Genomic DNA, 15,757 nt, shown 5'->3' with positions numbered 1-15,757 from the left:
ACGGCCGTCCCGCCCGCCCGGGCCCGTGATCTCGATCCGCCGCGACGGCCGCCGGGGGGCGCTTGTCGCCCGGGCCGGTGAGTTCTCCGACGGCCTCCGTCAAACGGCAGGTCGGCGCTGCGTGGGCCCCGCGGTGACCGACCTCGAGGGCCCGCGGAGCCATCACTAGAATCATGCGGGTGACGCATTCCCAGAGACCCGTACTCGTTGTCGACTTCGGTGCGCAGTACGCGCAGTTGATCGCCCGCCGGGTCCGGGAGGCGAAGGTGTACTCCGAGGTGGTGCCGCATACCGCCACGGTCGCCGAGATCGCTGACAAGAAGCCGCTCGCGGTGATCCTGTCGGGCGGCCCGGCCAGTGTGTACGCCGAGGGCGCGCCCTCGCTCGATCCGCGGCTGTTCGATCTCGACGTGCCGGTTTTCGGGATCTGTTACGGATTCCAGGCGATGGCGCAGGCGCTGGGCGGCACCGTGACCAATACCGGGACCCGTGAGTACGGGCGCACCGAACTCGATATCGACGGCGGTGTGCTGCACGAGGGCCTGCCGGGCGTACAGCCGGTGTGGATGAGTCACGGCGACGCGGTCACCGACGCCCCGGAGGGCTTCACGGTCACCGGTACGACGGTAGGCGCGCCGGTCGCGGCGTTCGAGGATCGGGCGCGCCGGCTGGCGGGTGTGCAGTACCACCCCGAGGTGCTGCACTCGCCGCACGGCCAGCAGGTGCTGAGCCGCTTCCTGCACGAGATGGCCGGTATCTCGCCGACCTGGACAGCGGCCAATATCGCCGAGGTCATGATCGAACAGGTGCGGGAGCAGATCGGCGACGGGCATGCGATCTGCGCGCTTTCCGGCGGGGTGGACAGCGCGGTGGCGGGCGCTCTTGTACAGCGCGCCATCGGCGACAGGCTGACCTGCGTATTCGTCGATCACGGACTGTTGCGCGCGGGGGAACGCGAGCAGGTGCAGCGGGACTTCGTGGCGGCCACCGGGGCCCGGCTGGTCACCGTGGACGCGGTGGACAAGTTCCTGGGCGAGCTGAAGGGCGTCACCGACCCGGAGGAGAAGCGCAAGATCATCGGCCGCGAGTTCATCCGGTCCTTCGAGGACGCGGTGGGTGAGGTCGTGGGCGAACAGGTGGCCGGCGATGCGGCCCCGACGGTGGAGTTCCTGGTCCAGGGGACGCTGTACCCGGACGTGGTGGAGTCCGGCGGGGGCAGCGGCACCGCGAACATCAAATCGCATCACAATGTGGGCGGGCTGCCCGAAGACCTGGAGTTCGAACTGGTCGAACCGCTGCGGCTGCTGTTCAAGGACGAGGTCCGGGCGGTCGGCCGGGAGCTCGGGCTGCCGGAGGAGATCGTGGGTCGCCAGCCGTTCCCCGGGCCGGGGCTGGCCATCCGGATCATCGGTGAGGTCACCGAGGACCGGTTGCGCACCCTGCGCCAGGCCGACGCCATCGCGCGCGAGGAACTGACCGCGGCCGGTCTGGACGGGCAGATCTGGCAGTGCCCGGTGGTGCTGCTCGCGGATGTGCGCAGTGTCGGTGTGCAGGGCGACGGCCGCACCTACGGGCATCCCATCGTGCTGCGGCCGGTATCGAGCGAGGACGCGATGACCGCGGACTGGACCCGGTTGCCCTACGAGGTACTGGAACGTATCTCCACCCGGATCACCAACGAGGTGGCCGAGGTCAACCGGGTGGTACTGGATGTGACGAGTAAGCCCCCAGGCACCATCGAGTGGGAGTGACGACGAACCGGCCGGACCTGTGCAGGTCCGGCCGGTTCCGTTCACAGGAGGTCAGCGCTCAGCGGCGGCGTCGCCGGGGGGATACAACCAGGAGCAGACCGGCGACTATCGCCACCGCGACGACGATCCAGCCGATCGGGACGATTGTGGTGAGTCCCCACTGGGTGGGGCCGGCCAAAGCCCAGACGCTCAGGCCGAGCGCCAGCAGGCCCACGAAGAACAAGCCGGGGGAGAAACCGCCGCGCCGGACCTGCCCGCAGGCCGCGTCATCGTTTCTTTTACCTGTCTGCTGTTCAGCCACGGCGCACCTCCGCATCGCCCATCCGCACGTGCACGTTCAAGTTCAGCACCGGCGCGTCCCCGCCGGGCCCGGTCAGCCCATCCGGGCAGGTCGCCTCGCCCATCCGGACGGTGCATTCGGTGCGGACGTTCATGTTCTCGGGTAGCAGGACCATCGCCTGACCCATCTGCACATCGACATCGACGGTCTTGTCCGCGGTGAGGTCGATACCGCGCAGATCGAGCGTGCCCGACCCCATGGTGACCTTGTACTCCGGCCGTACCTCGGTGGCCGAGGCCGGCGCCCAGGTGCGATCGCCCATGGTAGGGCTCTGCAGGTCCACCGGTCCGATCACCGCGGTGAGCAGCACGAAGGCCGCCAGGGGAGCGGTGACCAGCAGCAGGCCGTGGCCGCGGCGCCGCAACGATCCGAACACCAGACCCAGCCCGATCACCGCCAGGGCGATCGCGCCGATCCGCCCCGGGGTCATCCATTCGTTACCCGCTACGGCGGTGGCACCGGCGGCTGCCGCCGCCAGGACCGCGAGGCCGAGAACGACCGGGGTGAAGCGGGAACGTGGCCGTGGCTCGACGGCCGGTACGACCATCGTGCGGGCCGGCGCGGGTTCGGGCAGATCCCAGGCCAGTGGCGCGACACCCAGCGGGTCCCAGGAGGGCGGGGTGCGATGTTCGAACGCCGCGGTGCCGGACTTGTTCATATCGATAGTGGGGCGGGCGGCTCGGAAGGTACCCGTACCCGCGCCCGGCCGGTCCCCGGCCGGGTCGGCCGAAGCCGTGGGCCCGCCGGGTGAGCTCTCGGCCGGTGCGGGATCGGCCGTCCCGGAATCGCCGATCCCGCCGCTCTGCTCGGTTCCTGTGACCCGCGCAGGGCCGGGGGCCGCGTCACCGCTCTTGGTGAGCAGTGGGCGTGCCGGTTGCGGGGGATCGCCGGCGGTGCCGTCCGAGGCCGTCGGGGCCTGCGGGATGTCGGCGGGCGGGTCGGGGACGTAGCGTTCCGGCAGCCTCGTGTACGGCGTGTACACATCCGTCGGGGGTGCGTAGGGGTCGCCCCCGCCCTGCGGGAACATGGCGCCGGGATAACCGGTGGTACCGGGGTTGCCCAGCGACTCCGGCTCGACGGTGCCAGGTGGCAGCGGCGGTGGTTCGGGGGAACGCATGTGTAGCATCCACCAGCCCGCGAGCATCAGCGCCAGCGCGATGACCCCGGAGCCGCCCAGCCCGATCCCCACCGGGCCCATCGTGCTCACCGCGATCGCCAGCGCCACGATCAGCACGATGGTCTTGGTCTGGTTCGGTGATTCCTGATCCCTGCGGGTGAGCGACTCCGCCATGGAACCGCGCCCCCCGGGTTCCGGGAACAGTAGCCATCCCGCCAGGTAGAGCACGATTCCGGCACCGCCGAAAATGGTGGACACCACGAACGCCACCCGGACCAGTACCGGATCGACACCGTAGCGATGGCCGAAACCCGCCGCGACTCCGGCGATCGGGCCTCGCCGGGGCAGCCGAACCGGCCGGGTCTGCCACATCTGCTGCAGCTGATCGCCGAAGCTCGTTCTCGTCATGGATCCCATGGTCCGCTCGGGGCGCCCACGCGCACATCGGGGTGAACCCTGAAGTTGGACCGGAAAACCTCCTGAGCACCGTCGACTGGGGCGACCCGAGACCGATATCAGGGTGTTTCCCCATGGCTGCCGGTGCGGTTCCCGTGCCAGTATCGAGGGTATGTGCCCGTTCGGACCTGCCTTCTACACGCGGGGGGCCGCTGCCGGGCCCGGGGCGGTTCCCGAGGCCGATACCCCACGTCTGGTGCGCCGCTCCGGCGGCCGGATCGTCGGCGGGGTGGCCGGCGGTGTCGCCGACCATCTCGGTATCGACGTCCTCAAGGTACGGATGGTCTTCGTCCTGCTCTCCGCGCTGGCGGGGGCCGGGATAGTCGCCTACAGCCTGCTGTGGATCTTCACGCCCGACGGCACCGACTCCGGTCGCCCGTCGGGTACCGAGCGCCGGCAGGCGATCGGGCTGGCCCTGCTCGGGCTGGGTTTGTCGGTGGCGGTGTCGTGGGCGTTCAGTGGCGCGGCGGCGCGGGTCATCGCGCCGATCGTGGTGATCGCGGTGGGCGCGGCACTGGTGTGGCGCGAATACGACGCCGACGGTCCGCGGTCGCTGGTCGGTATACCGGCGAAACCGTCGGTGGTGACCTGGTCGCGCATTATCGCGGGCGTGACGTTGGTGGTCACCGGGCTGGCGGTGGTGGTGCTGTCCCAGCTGGACTGGGGTTCCCTCGGCTCGGCGCTGCTGGCCGTGGCCGCGACCCTGATCGGGGTGGGTCTGCTGACCGTTCCACTCGGCCTGCGGCTCATGCATTCGCTGAATGCCGAGCGTGCCGCGCGCATTCGTAACGAGGAACGCGAGGAGATCGCCTCCCACCTGCACGATTCGGTACTGCAGACGCTCGCCCTGATCCAGCGGCAGGCCGACGACCCCCATGAGGTGCTGCGGCTGGCACGTAGTCAGGAGCGGGAGTTGCGCCGCTGGTTGTTCGCCGATTCGGGTCCGGCCGAATCCAGCCTCGCCGCCGCACTGCGCACCATCGCCGGCGAAGTGGAGGACCAGCACGGAGTGAAGGTCACTCCCGTGACGGTGGGCGATGTGGCGATGGACGGTACGGAGAGCGGCTCCGGCCTGCCGAAGGAGCATTTCACCGCGGTGCTGGGCGCCACCCGCGAAGCCCTGGTGAACGCCGCCAAACATGCCGGGGTCGCCGATATCGACCTGTTCGCCGAGGCCGAACCGCACCAGGTCAGCGTGTTCGTCCGCGACCGCGGGACCGGTTTCGACCCTGATTCGATCCCCGAGGACCGCCACGGCCTGGCCCGTTCGATCCGCGCCCGGGTGGAGCGCCGCGGGGGCACCGTGGAGATCGTCTCGGAGCCCGGCCGGGGCACCGAGGTCCGCATCATCATGCCGCGAACCGATTCCGGGTCTTCGGAAGCGGAAGAGCAAGTGAACGAAGTCCGGGACGAAACGGTGGGGTCCGACCCCGCGGAAGCCTTCCGCCGGGCCGCCGCGCCCACCCCGGCCCCCGAACCGCAGGATCGGCCCCGGATGGCCTCCACCGAGGTCGTCACCGCCGCCATCACCCGGCCGCACCGGGCCACTGCCGACCCGGCCCGCTCGAACGGACACCGCTGATGGACTCCACGGTAACGGGCCTGCGCACGGGTCCGGGCCCGACCGCATCCGCACCGTCCCCACGGACCCGTCCCCCGCAGCGTGGCGCTTGTGCACCCGGTCCGGGTCCGCGGTGCGGACCAGGAAACACATGGACGACCACCCGGGGCCGCGGCCGGAACCTCCATCGACGGAGGGCCGGTGTGCCCGGGAACCACATCGCGCCCGACAACACCACAAGCCGGGCCGACAGCCCCCGAATCCCTTCCTCTCCATCCACCTGAAACCATGTATCGCACGATGATCAGCGGTGGCGCCCCGCCCAACCCGGCCGCCTCACCCGGCGCCGAGTCCAGCGAGGCCCACAACGGTCGAGGCCCGTCCCGCCGTTCAGCGTCCGAAGCGCATGCGCCGCAGGCGCGAGTCTCGGGCGCTGAACGGCGGGACCGAGGGGGCCTCGACCCCGCGGCGCCGAAGGCGCCGCAAATAAACACAGAGAGGGTGGGTGTGCGGGTTTTTCTGGTGGATGATCACGCCGTTTTCCGTTCCGGAGTGCGGGCCGAGTTGAGCCGGGAGAGGGATATGGAGGTGGTCGGGGAGGCCGGTGGGGTGGCCGAGGCCGTGGCGGGGATCAACAGTGCGAAACCCGATGTGGTGCTGCTGGATGTGCATATGCCCGATGGGGGCGGCGTGGCGGTGTTGCACGGTATCGACAGTGGCCCGGTGTGTCTGGCGTTGAGTGTGTCCGATGCCGCCGAGGATGTGATCGCGGTGATCCGGGCCGGTGCCCGGGGGTATGTGACCAAGACGATTTCCGGTGCCGAACTGGCCGACGGGATCCGCCGGGTGGCCGGCGGTGATGCGGTGTTCAGCCCGCGGCTGGCGGGTTTCGTTCTGGATTCGTTCACGGGGAAGTCTCCGGTACCCGAGCCGCCGCTGGATCCGGAGCTGGATTCGCTGACCCCGCGTGAGCTGGAGGTTTTGCGTCTGCTCGCGCGTGGTTACACCTATCGGGAGATCGCCGAGAAACTGTTCATCTCGGTGAAGACGGTGGAGACCCATGCGTCGAATGTGCTGCGTAAAACGCAGCAGTCCAACCGGAACGCGCTCACTCGGTGGGCGCATCGGCGGCGTATCGACTGAGCGGCGTCAGGGGCGGGTGGGGTCGTGCAGACCGCGTACCGAGCGGGTGACGGTGAATTTCCGGTTGCGGCCCATCACCTCGGTGCGTCCCACCATGCGTTCGACCACCGTGCGGTGGTTGAGATGGTTGTTGTAGACCGTCCACAGCTCCCCGCCGGGACGTAGGACCCGGCCGGTCTGGGCGAACATCTTGATGGCCGATCCGGTGTGCACGGCGGCGCCCACATGGAACGGCGGATTGCATACGACCAGGTCGGCGCTGTTGTCGGGGGCGCCGGTCATGGCGTCGTCGCGGACCACCCGGACCTGGTCGGTGAGCTGGTTGGCCGCGGCGGTGGCGGTGGCGGAGGCCACGGCGGCGGCGGATTGGTCGGTGCCGACCACGGCGAGTCCGGGGCGGGACCTGGCCAGTGCCACCGCCAGTATCCCGGTGCCGCAGCCGAGGTCGACGGCGTCGCGGGCGTCGGGTTTCATCGCGCGCAGATGTTCGAGCAGAAACCGGGTGCCGATATCGAGGCGGGCGCCGGAGAACGCGGCGCCGTGCGCGACCACCTCGATTCCGATCTCGCCGATGTGCTCGTGCACCGGGAATCGGGGCGCGCCCACCGGTTTCGGGCCGCGGACCAGCAGGGTGCGCGATTTCTGCCGGCCGCGGCTGGCCCGCACCTCGGAGAATGATTCGGCCAGCACCTCGTTCATGGCCTTGGTCAGGTATTTGTCGCGGCCGCCGGCGAAGACGCGGACCGCGGGGTGGGCGTAACGGGCGATGGCCTCGGCGATTTCGGCCAGACCGGCCAGGACGCGCGGTAGCCGCAGCAGGACGACGGTCGCCCCACGGAGCAGACTCTCGTCCAGCGGATGGGCGGTGTAGCGGTCGGCGAGACCGAGGGTCCGGGCATTGGCGGCGAGGGCGAGTTCACCGGTGAGCAGGTCCTGGTGGACCCGGATTCGATGCAGGTCGTGGGCGGCGGCGGCGCCGAGGGTGAGGGCACCGTAACCGTCACCGATCACCGCGACCGTTTCCCGGGCGGTGGCGGCTTCGGCGAGCGCTTCCGCGGCCACGTCGAGAATCAGGCGGTCGGCGGCATCGACGGCGTACAGGTTGGCGGCCTCCACATCCGGATAGCGGCGCAACCGTTCCAGTAGGTCCTCCACATCTCGCACAGGTCAAGTGTGCTAGATCGTTGCCGCGGACCGGCGGCCGCCCCGTCGAATGGTCGGCGTTTCCGCTGCGTGCGCCCCCGCGGCCCGGCCAGGGCGCCCGTCGGTCGTGGCACACCGGGAAAGGGCATGTTCCCGCAGGACAGCGGTTACGCCGGTTAGCATCGGCCGCATGCGTACCGGGCGTGTTCTGGTGGTGGTGGCCATGCTGGGTTTTCTCGCGGGATGTGCCCACTCCGGCTCCGCACCACCGGTTAGCTCTCCGGAGCTGGTACCGGCGGTGCCGAGTTCGGAGGTGGACACCCCCGGTCTGCCGGCGCCACCCGTGCCGTTGCCGGGGGAGCCGGTGCCCGCGCCCGACGATACGGTCCCCAAACAGGCCGCGGCCTCGCCGGGGGCGGCGCTGACCGTGACCGATATCCGGCTGAGCAGGCATGCGGGGTTCGATCGGGTGGAATACGACCTCGGTGGGGAGGGCACTCCGGGTTGGAGCGTGTGGTACACCGGCCGGGCGGTCCAGGACGGCAGCGGCCGGGAGCTGGAGGTGGCGGGCGAATCGGTGCTCGAGGTGCGGATCACCGGGTCGGCCTATCCCTTCGACAGCCGGGTGGCGCCCTATTCCGGTCCCGACCCGGCCACCGACCCGGCGGTGCCGGGAATCGCCGGGGTGTACCGGACCACGGTTTTCGAGGGGGTCACGCAATCGTTCATCGGGGTTGCCGGTGACCGGCCGGGCTTCACGGTATCCACCGCCACCATGCCGAATCGCCTGGTGATCGATATCGCCACCGGGTAGCGTGTGCTGCGCCCGGTATCGGTTGACGATCAATGACGAGGCTGGGCGGTCGAAATACGACCCGACGCAGTACGGTTGACAGCACCGGCGGCTCAGATGTCCGGCGCGCCGGGGCGAGAATACGGGGTCGTGGGCATCCGAGGGGAGTGCAACACCTATGCGACGACTCGAACGAGCCGGTCTCGCCACCGCTGTGACCGCGCTCATCGCGGGTGGTTTCATCGCTGCCTGCTCGAATACGGTGACCGGTACCGCCCAGGTGAACCAGTCCGAGTTGCAGCTGTACACCTCCGAAGTCAGATCGTCGTCGGCCGCGGCCTCCTCGTCGCGCGCCGCCGCGGCGGCGGCCGCCGCCACCGATGTGTGCGAGGCGCTGCGCGACAACAACAATCCCGCGGTCGACGCGTTCAACGCTTATATCGACGCCAGTGACGCCAAGGCGCCCGATCTCGAACCCAAGAAGCGGGCCGCGATCACCGCGCTGCGCGATACCGCCAACAAGATCGATCAGAACCTGAACCCGGATGTGCCGGGCGATGTCTCCACTCCGATGCGCACCTACCGCGACAATCTGAAATCACTGGCCGACCTGCTGGAACGCAATGCCTCGGTCGACGAGGTGAACGGGCAGATCGATACGTTCAACGCGGACAAGGACGCGGCGTTCGACGCCTGCGGCGGGTACTGAGCGCGGCGGTCACCGAATCTCCGTAGCGTGGAAGCCGCGTCCTGCAGGGCCGGGAGGAAGTCAATCGTAGAGCCCTTCCACATACCACCGGTCGTTCTCGGCGAACAGCAGCAGACTGTGCGGACCGGGTAGTTCGACTTGCGCGCGGGCGCTGGGTGCCGATCCGGGTGACCACCACAGTTCGTCCAGTAGCCAGGGGCCGGCCCAGGCGGTGAGCCGCCAGCGGGATCGTCCCCAGCGCAGCCGTGCCGGGGGGCCGCTGAAACCGCCGCGCTCGGTGATCCGTACCGGTACGCCGTCGGCGGTTTCCAGGGTGACCGGTGGGCGGTCGAGCATGATCACGGCGGGGGCGGGTTCGGGGATCCGGCCCGGCCAGGGTGGCGCCGGATCGGTGTGCGGGGCGCGTTCGTCGCCGAACGCGACCATGGTGACCCGTTCGGCCGGCCCGCGTCCGCCGCTGAGCACACCCACCTGCACCGCGTCTCCACCGAGCAGGCCCTGGACGCGGACCAGGGCGCGCAGCGCGCGTTCGTCCCCTGATCCCGTATCGCCCCACAGCCCCAGTTGCAGGGCGCCGGCCGGCACCACCTCCACCGGTACCAGGTGCAGCAGGATGATCGGACCGCCGGCGCGGCCGTCCGGGGGCCGGGTCAGCCAGCCGTCCAGCTGCCAGCGCACCCGGTCGGCGACGCCGTCGGCGGTCAGCGGTTCGGCGCAGCGCCAGACCCGGGACAGGTTCTCGCCCGTTTCGGTTTCGGCGCGGATCTCGAGCCGGGTGCAGGCCAGCGCGGCGGCCGACAGCGCCGCGGTGAGGCGGGTGGCGAGTAACCGACCGGCGAACGCGGCCCGGTCGACCCGGTCGATGGGCGGATCGCAGGGGAGCCGGACCTCCAGATCCGGTGCGGGCCGGCTCGGCGCCGGCGGGCGTTCCGGTAGGGCGCGGGCGGTGCGGTGCGCGAGGATCGCGTCCGTACCGAACCGGGAGGTCACCTGGGCCGGTGTCAGCTCGGCGAAATCCCCGATCCGGCGCAGGCCCAGGCGGTGCAGCAGATCTATGAGCGCGGCCCGTTCCGCGGCCGCGGGACCCGGTTCGGCCGCCAGCTCCGCGATAGGCAGCGGGGCCAGGAACCGGGCGTCACCCCCGGGGGCCACGAGGGTCCCGTGCCGGGCAGCGATGATCGCGGTGGATAGTTCGTCGGCGATGCCCACCCGTGCCTCCACGCCGGCGGTGGCCAGCGCGGTGAGTACCCGGCGGGTCGCGGCCTCGGCGGAACCGAAATAGCGGACGACGCCGCGGGCGGACAGGGCGAGCAGACCGGGCCGCAGCACTTCCACGCCGGAGGCGAGGGTGTCCACGGTCGCGGCGACGGGTTCGAACAGCCGGGCATCACGGTCCGGGTCCTGTTGCGCCACGACGAGTTCCGGGCAGCGGCCCTGGGCTTCACGTTTGCGCATACCGCGGCGCACCCCCGCCTCGCGGGCGGTGGCCGAGCAGGTGACCACCCGGTTCGCGTGGAGTACCGCCACCGGTTGTTCCGGCGGTAACCCCGCGCTCGCCGCCGCCGCGACCGCCGGCCAGTCCGGGCACCACACCGCCATGACCCGGGGGCCGCCGCGGGCGGTGCCCGGTGCGGACCGGTCAGGAGGCAACCGACCGCTCCTGCCGTTCCGGTGCGCTGCCCTCGCCGGCTTCCGCGACAGCCGGCGCGATCCACTCCACCCGGCCGGCGAGTGGGCGGGCGGCCAACCGGCCGCGGTGCGGTACACCGCCTTTGGCGCGGGCTTCGACGTCGAGGCTGATGGAACGGATACGCCCGCTGCCCGTCCCGAGCCCGGTGTAGCCGGATACCTTCGCTTCCAGGTTCAGGTCCGGAGCCGGCCAGGAGCCGCCGGTGACGATCAGGGTGGCGTTCTTTCCGCGGGCTTTCGCGGTGAGCACCCGGGCGCGGGCCGGGGGAACCGCGGCGTCGCCGAGGCCAAGCACCACCAGTTCCATACCGTCGAGCAACACCGCCGCCACCTCCGCCGGGTCCCGGCCGGCATCGGCGACCACCGCGATCCGATCCAGCCGGGCCCCCATTTCCGCGGCGGCGAGCAGACCGAGCCCGGGCAGCCCGACGGTGGCCGCGTGCCCACCCCGTCCGGTGACGGCGGCGAGCAATCCGGCCAGTAACGATCCGGCGCCGGTGTAGGCCACGACACTGCCCTTGACCAAGCCGCCTTCGGGTAGCAGGGGTGCCAGGGCCGGAGGTACGGGCAGGATCTCCCGCCGCAGGCCCGTCGCCGGTGCCACCGGTGCGGGCAGGCCGTTCTCGCCGCGTGGCGCGGCCGGGGGTCCGGGTACGCAACCGCCGCTCGCCGCCCGGGCGCGCCGCAACCGGGCCAGTTGCCGCAATTGGGCGCCGCTCGCCTTCGGTGGCCGTGCCGTCATACTTTCACCCACTTCCGCGACGGACGCCGGACGAACGGCCGGTCGCACCGAAGTGGCCGGCACCGATCCAGCTAACCTCTGGTTCGAACATACATTCGACAGACTATCGGCTGAAACCCGCCCCCGGAAGTACCTCCGGCGCAGTGGCGGGACGCGGTGGTGAACGAAGTCACGTGTGGCGCGCTCCGGCTCCGAATCCGGCCAGCTACCACCGAATTCGGCTAGTCTCACACCCATGATCGATCGCCCCCGTCCCATCGTCGGCCCCGACTATCTGGTGGCCGGCCGATACCGCCTGCAGTCCAAGCTGGGCGGTGGCGGTATGGGAGCCGTCTGGGAGGCCCGCGACCGGCTGCTGGACCGCGAGGTCGCCATCAAGCAGGTGCTGTCCACCGCCGGTATGGACGAGGCCCAGGCCCGGCGGGTCCGCGATCAGATCGTGCACGAGGGCCGGGTCGCGGCGAAGCTGTCCCATGAGCACGCCATCGCCGTCTACGACGTGGTGATCGAGGCCGGTGAGCCCTGGCTGGTGATGGAGCATCTGCCCTCGCGCAGTGTGGCCCGCGCGCTCGCCCTGGTCAACGCCCTTCCGGTGATCGAGGTGGCCCAGGTCGGCGCCCAGGTCGCCGACGCGCTGGCCGCCGCGCACCATGTCGGGATCGTGCACCGCGATATCAAACCGGGCAATATCCTTGTCGCCGATCGGGGCCCCGGGGTCGGGATGGCGAAGCTGAGCGATTTCGGTATCTCCCGCAATATCACCGAAGCCGCCGACGAACCGGACGGAATGATCACCGGTACGCCCGCCTATCTGCCGCCGGAGGTAGCGCGGGGCGCCCGGCCCACCGCGGCCAGCGATGTGTTCTCCCTCGGTGCCACCCTCTACACCGCCATCGAGGGGCAGCCGCCGTTCGGCATGGACGACGACACCGGCGCCATCGTGGAGCGCGCCGCCATGGCGCAGATCATTCCGCCGAGTCGCAGCGGCGTGCTCACCCGGGCGCTGCTGCACATGATGGAACCGGCCCCGCAGCGCCGTCCGACCATGGCCGAGGCGCGCGATGAGATTCTCGCCGCCGCATTCGGTCCCGGCGCCGCGAGCAATATCCTCGGTGCCCCGGTGCGGACCGAGGACGGCACCATCCCCGCCTGGGCGGCCCGCAACTCCGCCGCCGGCCTCCGCAGCCCCCGCTCCGGCCCCCTGCCGCGGCGCGCGCAGCCGCAGCCGCCCCGTCCCGCCGCCGTCGCGGCTCCCGTCCCGCGGCCCGCTCCGCGGCAGATCCCCCCGACCGTGGCCGTCACCATCGGGCTGCTGATCGGGCTACTCATCATCATCGTGATCCTCGTTATGGTGATGTAGCGTGCCGTTACGCGGCCGGCCCGATCCGCCGCCACCGGATTCGCCGAGCAGCAGTGTCAGAATTTCCCGGAAATCGCCCGCGCGCTCGGGCCCCAGGGCCCGCGTCCAATCCCGCTCCACCGAGCCCATGCTGTCGCGCAGTACAGCCGACGCCGCCCGGCCCCGGTCGGTGAGGCGGACCAGTTTGGCCCGCCGGTCGGTGGGGTCCGCGACGCGAACGAGATAGCCGCCACGTTCCAGCGTGCCCACGACCCGCGCGGTGGCCTGCCTGGTGACCCCGATCCGCGGCGCCAGTTCCGAAACCCGCTGCCCGCCCGCGAGCGGCGGGGGAAAGAACTGCAGAGCGTGTCGCGGATGGAGATCGGGCGTCCCCGCGGCGGCGAACGCTGTGGCCAATCGGACACTGGTGGCACGGGCCAGCCGGTACAGCAGTACGGCCGACGACGACGCCGCGGCGGGGGACTCGGGCATAGTGACGATTCTCGCCGAGCCGGTTGTCCGTCGATACCGCCACCGGTGGCCCCGGTGGGGGACGGATCAGCAGGGCCCGGTCGTCTCGCCGGTATCCGCCTGGTAGGTGAGCTTCGGATAGTAGGGGCCGAGCACCGGTTCCGGGTCTTGCGGGTCGGCGCTCTGAACCGAACCGGAAAAGTCCGCGGCGGGCAGCATGTTCCGCATGATCAGCAGCGTCTCGCCGGAATTCGCGGGTAGCCAGGCGACACCGCAACTCGGGTCCGGCCGATGTTCCGGAGCGGATACCACGATGGTGAACTCACCGTTCTCGTCGACCGGAATCTCATCGTCGACCAGACAGCTCAGCGTGCTGGTCGACGGGCCGTCGCCGCTGCACATCGACCAGTATCGCAGCTGACCGGGCGCCATCCGCGCGGCGCCGGGGAAGGTATCGGGGGTTTCGGGCAGCCGACCGCGGACCACTGCGGTACGGCCGGAATCGAGCAGGGTGGCGAGGTATCTGTTGTCGGGGTTGGGGAACAGTCCACCGCCTTCACGTCCGGCCCATTGCGGTGCGTGTGGCAGCGGCGTGGCCTGCCCGCGGCCCGGCCGTGGGCGATCCTTGGGGAAGATGCCGTGCGGGTCGGAGTCGCTGGTGCTCGCCGCGCAGTCGGCGAGTTCGACGGCACCGCCGCCGGTCGTACGCACCGTGATCCGCGGTAGTCCGGTTCCGCCCATCGAGTCGCGCCCGGCATCGGGCCGGTACACCCGGAAGATCACCGGAACCACGCCGTCGGTGGCCTGGGCGTAGAGGGTATTGGGTTCGGGATTCTCCGGCCGGTCACCGACGACCACCCGGATCGTGTAGGAGCGACCTTCGCGCTGCCGGTCGGCGCCGGTGCGGAAGGGGTTCACCGAACCGGGGTCCCGAGTGATCGCCGTATCGGTCAGTACGCCCGTGGCCGATCCGGACGAATACGAGACGAACGACATGTACCGCGCGTGCGGGAACTCGCCGCGCAACGTGACGCTCGTTCCGGGGGCCGCGGGCACGAACATCATCCAGTAATTGGCGAAGGTATCCGGGTAGGCGACGTTGAATGTGTCCGCGCCGATCCGCGGGCTCCACCCGCAGGTTAACTCCGGTGGTGCTGCGGTGGCGGAAGGGGCCGGGGTGGGGAACGCGGCGGCGCAGCCGGCGGCCACGGTCAGCGCAAGCGCCCGGGCGGTGTACCGATGTAGGAGAGCCCTGGTGAACATATCGTCTCGTTTCCCTGTTCTGCCGCTATCGAGTGATGTGTGCCGCCGACACGGCGCCACCGATTATAGGCAAGGCCCTTGCGTAATTGGATTCGACACCCTGTGCGCGGCCCGTATCGGGATCGGGCGAGGTCGCGCGCGGCATCGAGCCGTCGGCCGGTATTCCGGTCCATGGTCCATCCGGGCCCGACCGGCGGTAAGGTCCGGTTTGTCTGTCTTGTCGTCTGGCCCGGGAACTCCACCGGGGGTCGTAGTCGTTGGACGGACAGTTGGATATCGAGTAACAGCTCGAGCCGACGGTCGTGCTCCGGTATGGCCAACGAACTCCGAGAAAGGGATTTGCGGTGCGCGCCACAAGCAATCCGGTATTCAAGAATTTGCCGCGGCAGGAAACCGGCTACGCGAGCTTCGGCTCGGCTGCCGCCGGCGCGGGACAGCTGGGCTACCAGTACGGCAACCAGCAGCAGTACCCGCAGCAGTATCAGCAGCCCTACCCGCAGGCGCCGACCCGGGCGCTGACCATCGACGACGTGGTCACCAAGACCGGTATCACGCTGGGTGTTCTCGCGCTGTCCGCGCTGGTCACCTACCTGCTGACCAGCGCCAACAACGGCCTCGCGCCGCTGTTCGTCATCGGCGGTGGCATCATCGGCCTGGTTCTGGTGCTGGTCGCCACCTTCGGCAACAAGGCCGACAACCCGGCGCTGGTGCTCTCCTACGCGGTCGCCGAAGGCGTCTTCGTCGGCGCCCTGTCGTTCATGTTCACCGATATCAGCTTCGGTGGTGCGGGCGGCGCGGGCATGATCGGCCAGGCCATCCTGGGCACCTTCGGTGTGTTCGCCGGCATGCTCGTCGTCTACAAGACCGGCGCCATCCGGGTCACCCCGCGTTTCACCCGCATGCTGATCGGCGCCATGATCGGCATCCTGGTCCTGGTGGTCGGCAACCTGATCGCGAGCTTCTTCACCGACGGCGGCTTCGGCCTGCGTGACGGCGGTCCCATCGCCATCATCTTCAGCCTGGTGGTCATCGCCATCGCGGCGTTCAGCTTCCTGCTGGACTTCGATGCCGCCGATCAGCTCATCCGCGCCCAGGCCCCGCCGAAGGCCGCCTGGGGTGTGGCTCTGGGCCTCACCGTCACCCTGGTCTGGCTGTACGTGGAGATCCTGCGCCTGCTGAGCTACTTCCAGAGCGACTAGTAGCGACCGCGACCGAGTGAAACGGCTCCCACCTCGGTGGG

General features: G+C 70.3%; 14 protein-coding genes. 7 read left to right on the top strand and 7 right to left on the bottom strand.

Translation table 11 applies throughout. The features are described 5' to 3' along the window. The first annotated feature begins 173 nt into the window (after positions 1–173). Positions 174–1,751 (top strand): glutamine-hydrolyzing GMP synthase, encoded by a 1,578-nt coding sequence (gene guaA / locus ACQPYS_RS25105; RefSeq protein WP_433490985.1) that lies wholly within the window; start codon positions 174–176, stop codon positions 1,749–1,751. A 58-nt stretch (positions 1,752–1,809) separates the two neighbouring features. Here guaA and ACQPYS_RS25100 read toward each other — a convergent pair whose 3' ends face one another. Both ACQPYS_RS25100 and ACQPYS_RS25095 read right to left on the bottom strand, forming a co-directional pair. Further along, positions 1,810–2,052 carry a hypothetical protein gene (locus ACQPYS_RS25100; protein ID WP_433490984.1) on the bottom strand — a complete coding sequence of 81 codons (243 nt, stop codon included), beginning with the start codon at positions 2,050–2,052 and terminating at the stop codon, positions 1,810–1,812. Next, the gene (locus ACQPYS_RS25095; protein ID WP_433490983.1) at positions 2,045–3,616 is read right to left on the bottom strand and encodes a PspC domain-containing protein; all 1,572 of its coding nucleotides are present in this window, start codon (positions 3,614–3,616) and stop codon (positions 2,045–2,047) included. Before ACQPYS_RS25095 ends, ACQPYS_RS25100 begins: the two co-directional genes overlap by 8 nt. A 160-nt stretch (positions 3,617–3,776) precedes the next feature. Here ACQPYS_RS25095 and ACQPYS_RS25090 point away from each other — a divergent pair, with 160 nt between their 5' ends. After that, complete coding sequence (locus ACQPYS_RS25090) at positions 3,777–5,246, top strand: ATP-binding protein (RefSeq protein WP_431940157.1); 1,470 nt, start codon at positions 3,777–3,779, stop codon at positions 5,244–5,246. 486 nt (positions 5,247–5,732) lie between these two features. Beyond that, on the top strand, positions 5,733–6,368 hold the full coding sequence (locus ACQPYS_RS25085; RefSeq protein ID WP_063037533.1) for a response regulator: 636 nt from the start codon (positions 5,733–5,735) through the stop codon (positions 6,366–6,368). Positions 6,369–6,374: 6 nt separating this feature from the next. On the opposite strand, the gene ACQPYS_RS25080 is transcribed toward ACQPYS_RS25085, so the two are convergent. After that, the gene (locus tag ACQPYS_RS25080; protein ID WP_063037198.1) at positions 6,375–7,532 is read right to left on the bottom strand and encodes a class I SAM-dependent methyltransferase; all 1,158 of its coding nucleotides are present in this window, start codon (positions 7,530–7,532) and stop codon (positions 6,375–6,377) included. 169 nt (positions 7,533–7,701) lie between these two features. On the opposite strand from ACQPYS_RS25080, the gene ACQPYS_RS25075 reads away from it, so the two are divergent. Both ACQPYS_RS25075 and ACQPYS_RS25070 read left to right on the top strand, forming a co-directional pair. Further along, positions 7,702–8,325, top strand: a complete 624-nt coding sequence (locus tag ACQPYS_RS25075) for an AMIN-like domain-containing (lipo)protein (RefSeq protein ID WP_063037200.1) — start codon at positions 7,702–7,704, stop codon at positions 8,323–8,325. Positions 8,326–8,482: 157 nt separating this feature from the next. Continuing rightward, positions 8,483–9,013 (top strand): hypothetical protein, encoded by a 531-nt coding sequence (locus ACQPYS_RS25070; RefSeq protein WP_063037202.1) that lies wholly within the window; start codon positions 8,483–8,485, stop codon positions 9,011–9,013. Between the two features lie 60 nt (positions 9,014–9,073). Here the strand turns inward: ACQPYS_RS25070 and ACQPYS_RS25065 are convergent, their stop codons facing one another. Together ACQPYS_RS25065 and ACQPYS_RS25060 are read right to left on the bottom strand one after the other, a co-directional pair. Then, complete coding sequence (locus ACQPYS_RS25065) at positions 9,074–10,612, bottom strand: DNA polymerase Y family protein (protein ID WP_433493126.1); 1,539 nt, start codon at positions 10,610–10,612, stop codon at positions 9,074–9,076. Between the two features lie 40 nt (positions 10,613–10,652). Next, positions 10,653–11,444 (bottom strand): hypothetical protein, encoded by a 792-nt coding sequence (locus tag ACQPYS_RS25060; RefSeq protein WP_084481113.1) that lies wholly within the window; start codon positions 11,442–11,444, stop codon positions 10,653–10,655. A gap of 235 nt (positions 11,445–11,679) precedes the next feature. Between ACQPYS_RS25060 and ACQPYS_RS25055 the strand changes: the two genes are divergently transcribed. Then, complete coding sequence (locus ACQPYS_RS25055) at positions 11,680–12,804, top strand: serine/threonine-protein kinase (RefSeq protein WP_433490982.1); 1,125 nt, start codon at positions 11,680–11,682, stop codon at positions 12,802–12,804. Here ACQPYS_RS25055 and ACQPYS_RS25050 read toward each other — a convergent pair. Then, positions 12,766–13,275: a MarR family winged helix-turn-helix transcriptional regulator gene (locus ACQPYS_RS25050; protein WP_433490981.1), complete on the bottom strand. Its 510-nt coding sequence runs from the start codon at positions 13,273–13,275 to the stop codon at positions 12,766–12,768. The two genes, ACQPYS_RS25055 and ACQPYS_RS25050, sit on opposite strands and share 39 nt — an antisense overlap. 66 nt (positions 13,276–13,341) lie before the next feature. Further along, positions 13,342–14,517, bottom strand: coding sequence for a hypothetical protein (locus ACQPYS_RS25045; protein ID WP_433490980.1), 1,176 nt, complete (start codon positions 14,515–14,517; stop codon positions 13,342–13,344). Between the two features lie 344 nt (positions 14,518–14,861). Between ACQPYS_RS25045 and ACQPYS_RS25040 the strand changes: the two genes are divergently transcribed. Next, complete coding sequence (locus ACQPYS_RS25040; RefSeq protein WP_063037212.1) at positions 14,862–15,716, top strand: Bax inhibitor-1/YccA family protein; 855 nt, start codon at positions 14,862–14,864, stop codon at positions 15,714–15,716. The last annotated feature ends 41 nt before the right edge of the window (positions 15,717–15,757 follow it).

The sequence above is a fragment of the Nocardia grenadensis genome (genome assembly GCF_050942415.1).
Classification (GTDB): Bacteria; Actinomycetota; Actinomycetes; order Mycobacteriales; family Mycobacteriaceae; genus Nocardia; species Nocardia grenadensis.
The sequence above is the reverse complement of the archived record's forward strand: the minus strand, read 5'-3'. Positions and strand labels throughout refer to the sequence as shown.

Bases quoted from the DNA above. Each gene is read 5' to 3' on its own strand.
- guaA (WP_433490985.1), top strand. From the start codon at position 174: ATGCGGGTGACGCATTCCCAGAGACCCGTACTCGTTGTCGACTTCGGT.
- ACQPYS_RS25095 (WP_433490983.1), bottom strand. From the start codon at position 3,616: ATGACGAGAACGAGCTTCGGCGATCAGCTGCAGCAGATGTGGCAGACC.
- ACQPYS_RS25090 (WP_431940157.1), top strand. From the start codon at position 3,777: ATGTGCCCGTTCGGACCTGCCTTCTACACGCGGGGGGCCGCTGCCGGG.
- ACQPYS_RS25075 (WP_063037200.1), top strand. From the start codon at position 7,702: ATGCGTACCGGGCGTGTTCTGGTGGTGGTGGCCATGCTGGGTTTTCTC.
- ACQPYS_RS25070 (WP_063037202.1), top strand. From the start codon at position 8,483: ATGCGACGACTCGAACGAGCCGGTCTCGCCACCGCTGTGACCGCGCTC.
- ACQPYS_RS25065 (WP_433493126.1), bottom strand. From the start codon at position 10,612: ATGGCGGTGTGGTGCCCGGACTGGCCGGCGGTCGCGGCGGCGGCGAGC.
- ACQPYS_RS25060 (WP_084481113.1), bottom strand. From the start codon at position 11,444: ATGACGGCACGGCCACCGAAGGCGAGCGGCGCCCAATTGCGGCAACTG.
- ACQPYS_RS25055 (WP_433490982.1), top strand. From the start codon at position 11,680: ATGATCGATCGCCCCCGTCCCATCGTCGGCCCCGACTATCTGGTGGCC.
- ACQPYS_RS25050 (WP_433490981.1), bottom strand. From the start codon at position 13,275: ATGCCCGAGTCCCCCGCCGCGGCGTCGTCGTCGGCCGTACTGCTGTAC.
- ACQPYS_RS25045 (WP_433490980.1), bottom strand. From the start codon at position 14,517: ATGTTCACCAGGGCTCTCCTACATCGGTACACCGCCCGGGCGCTTGCG.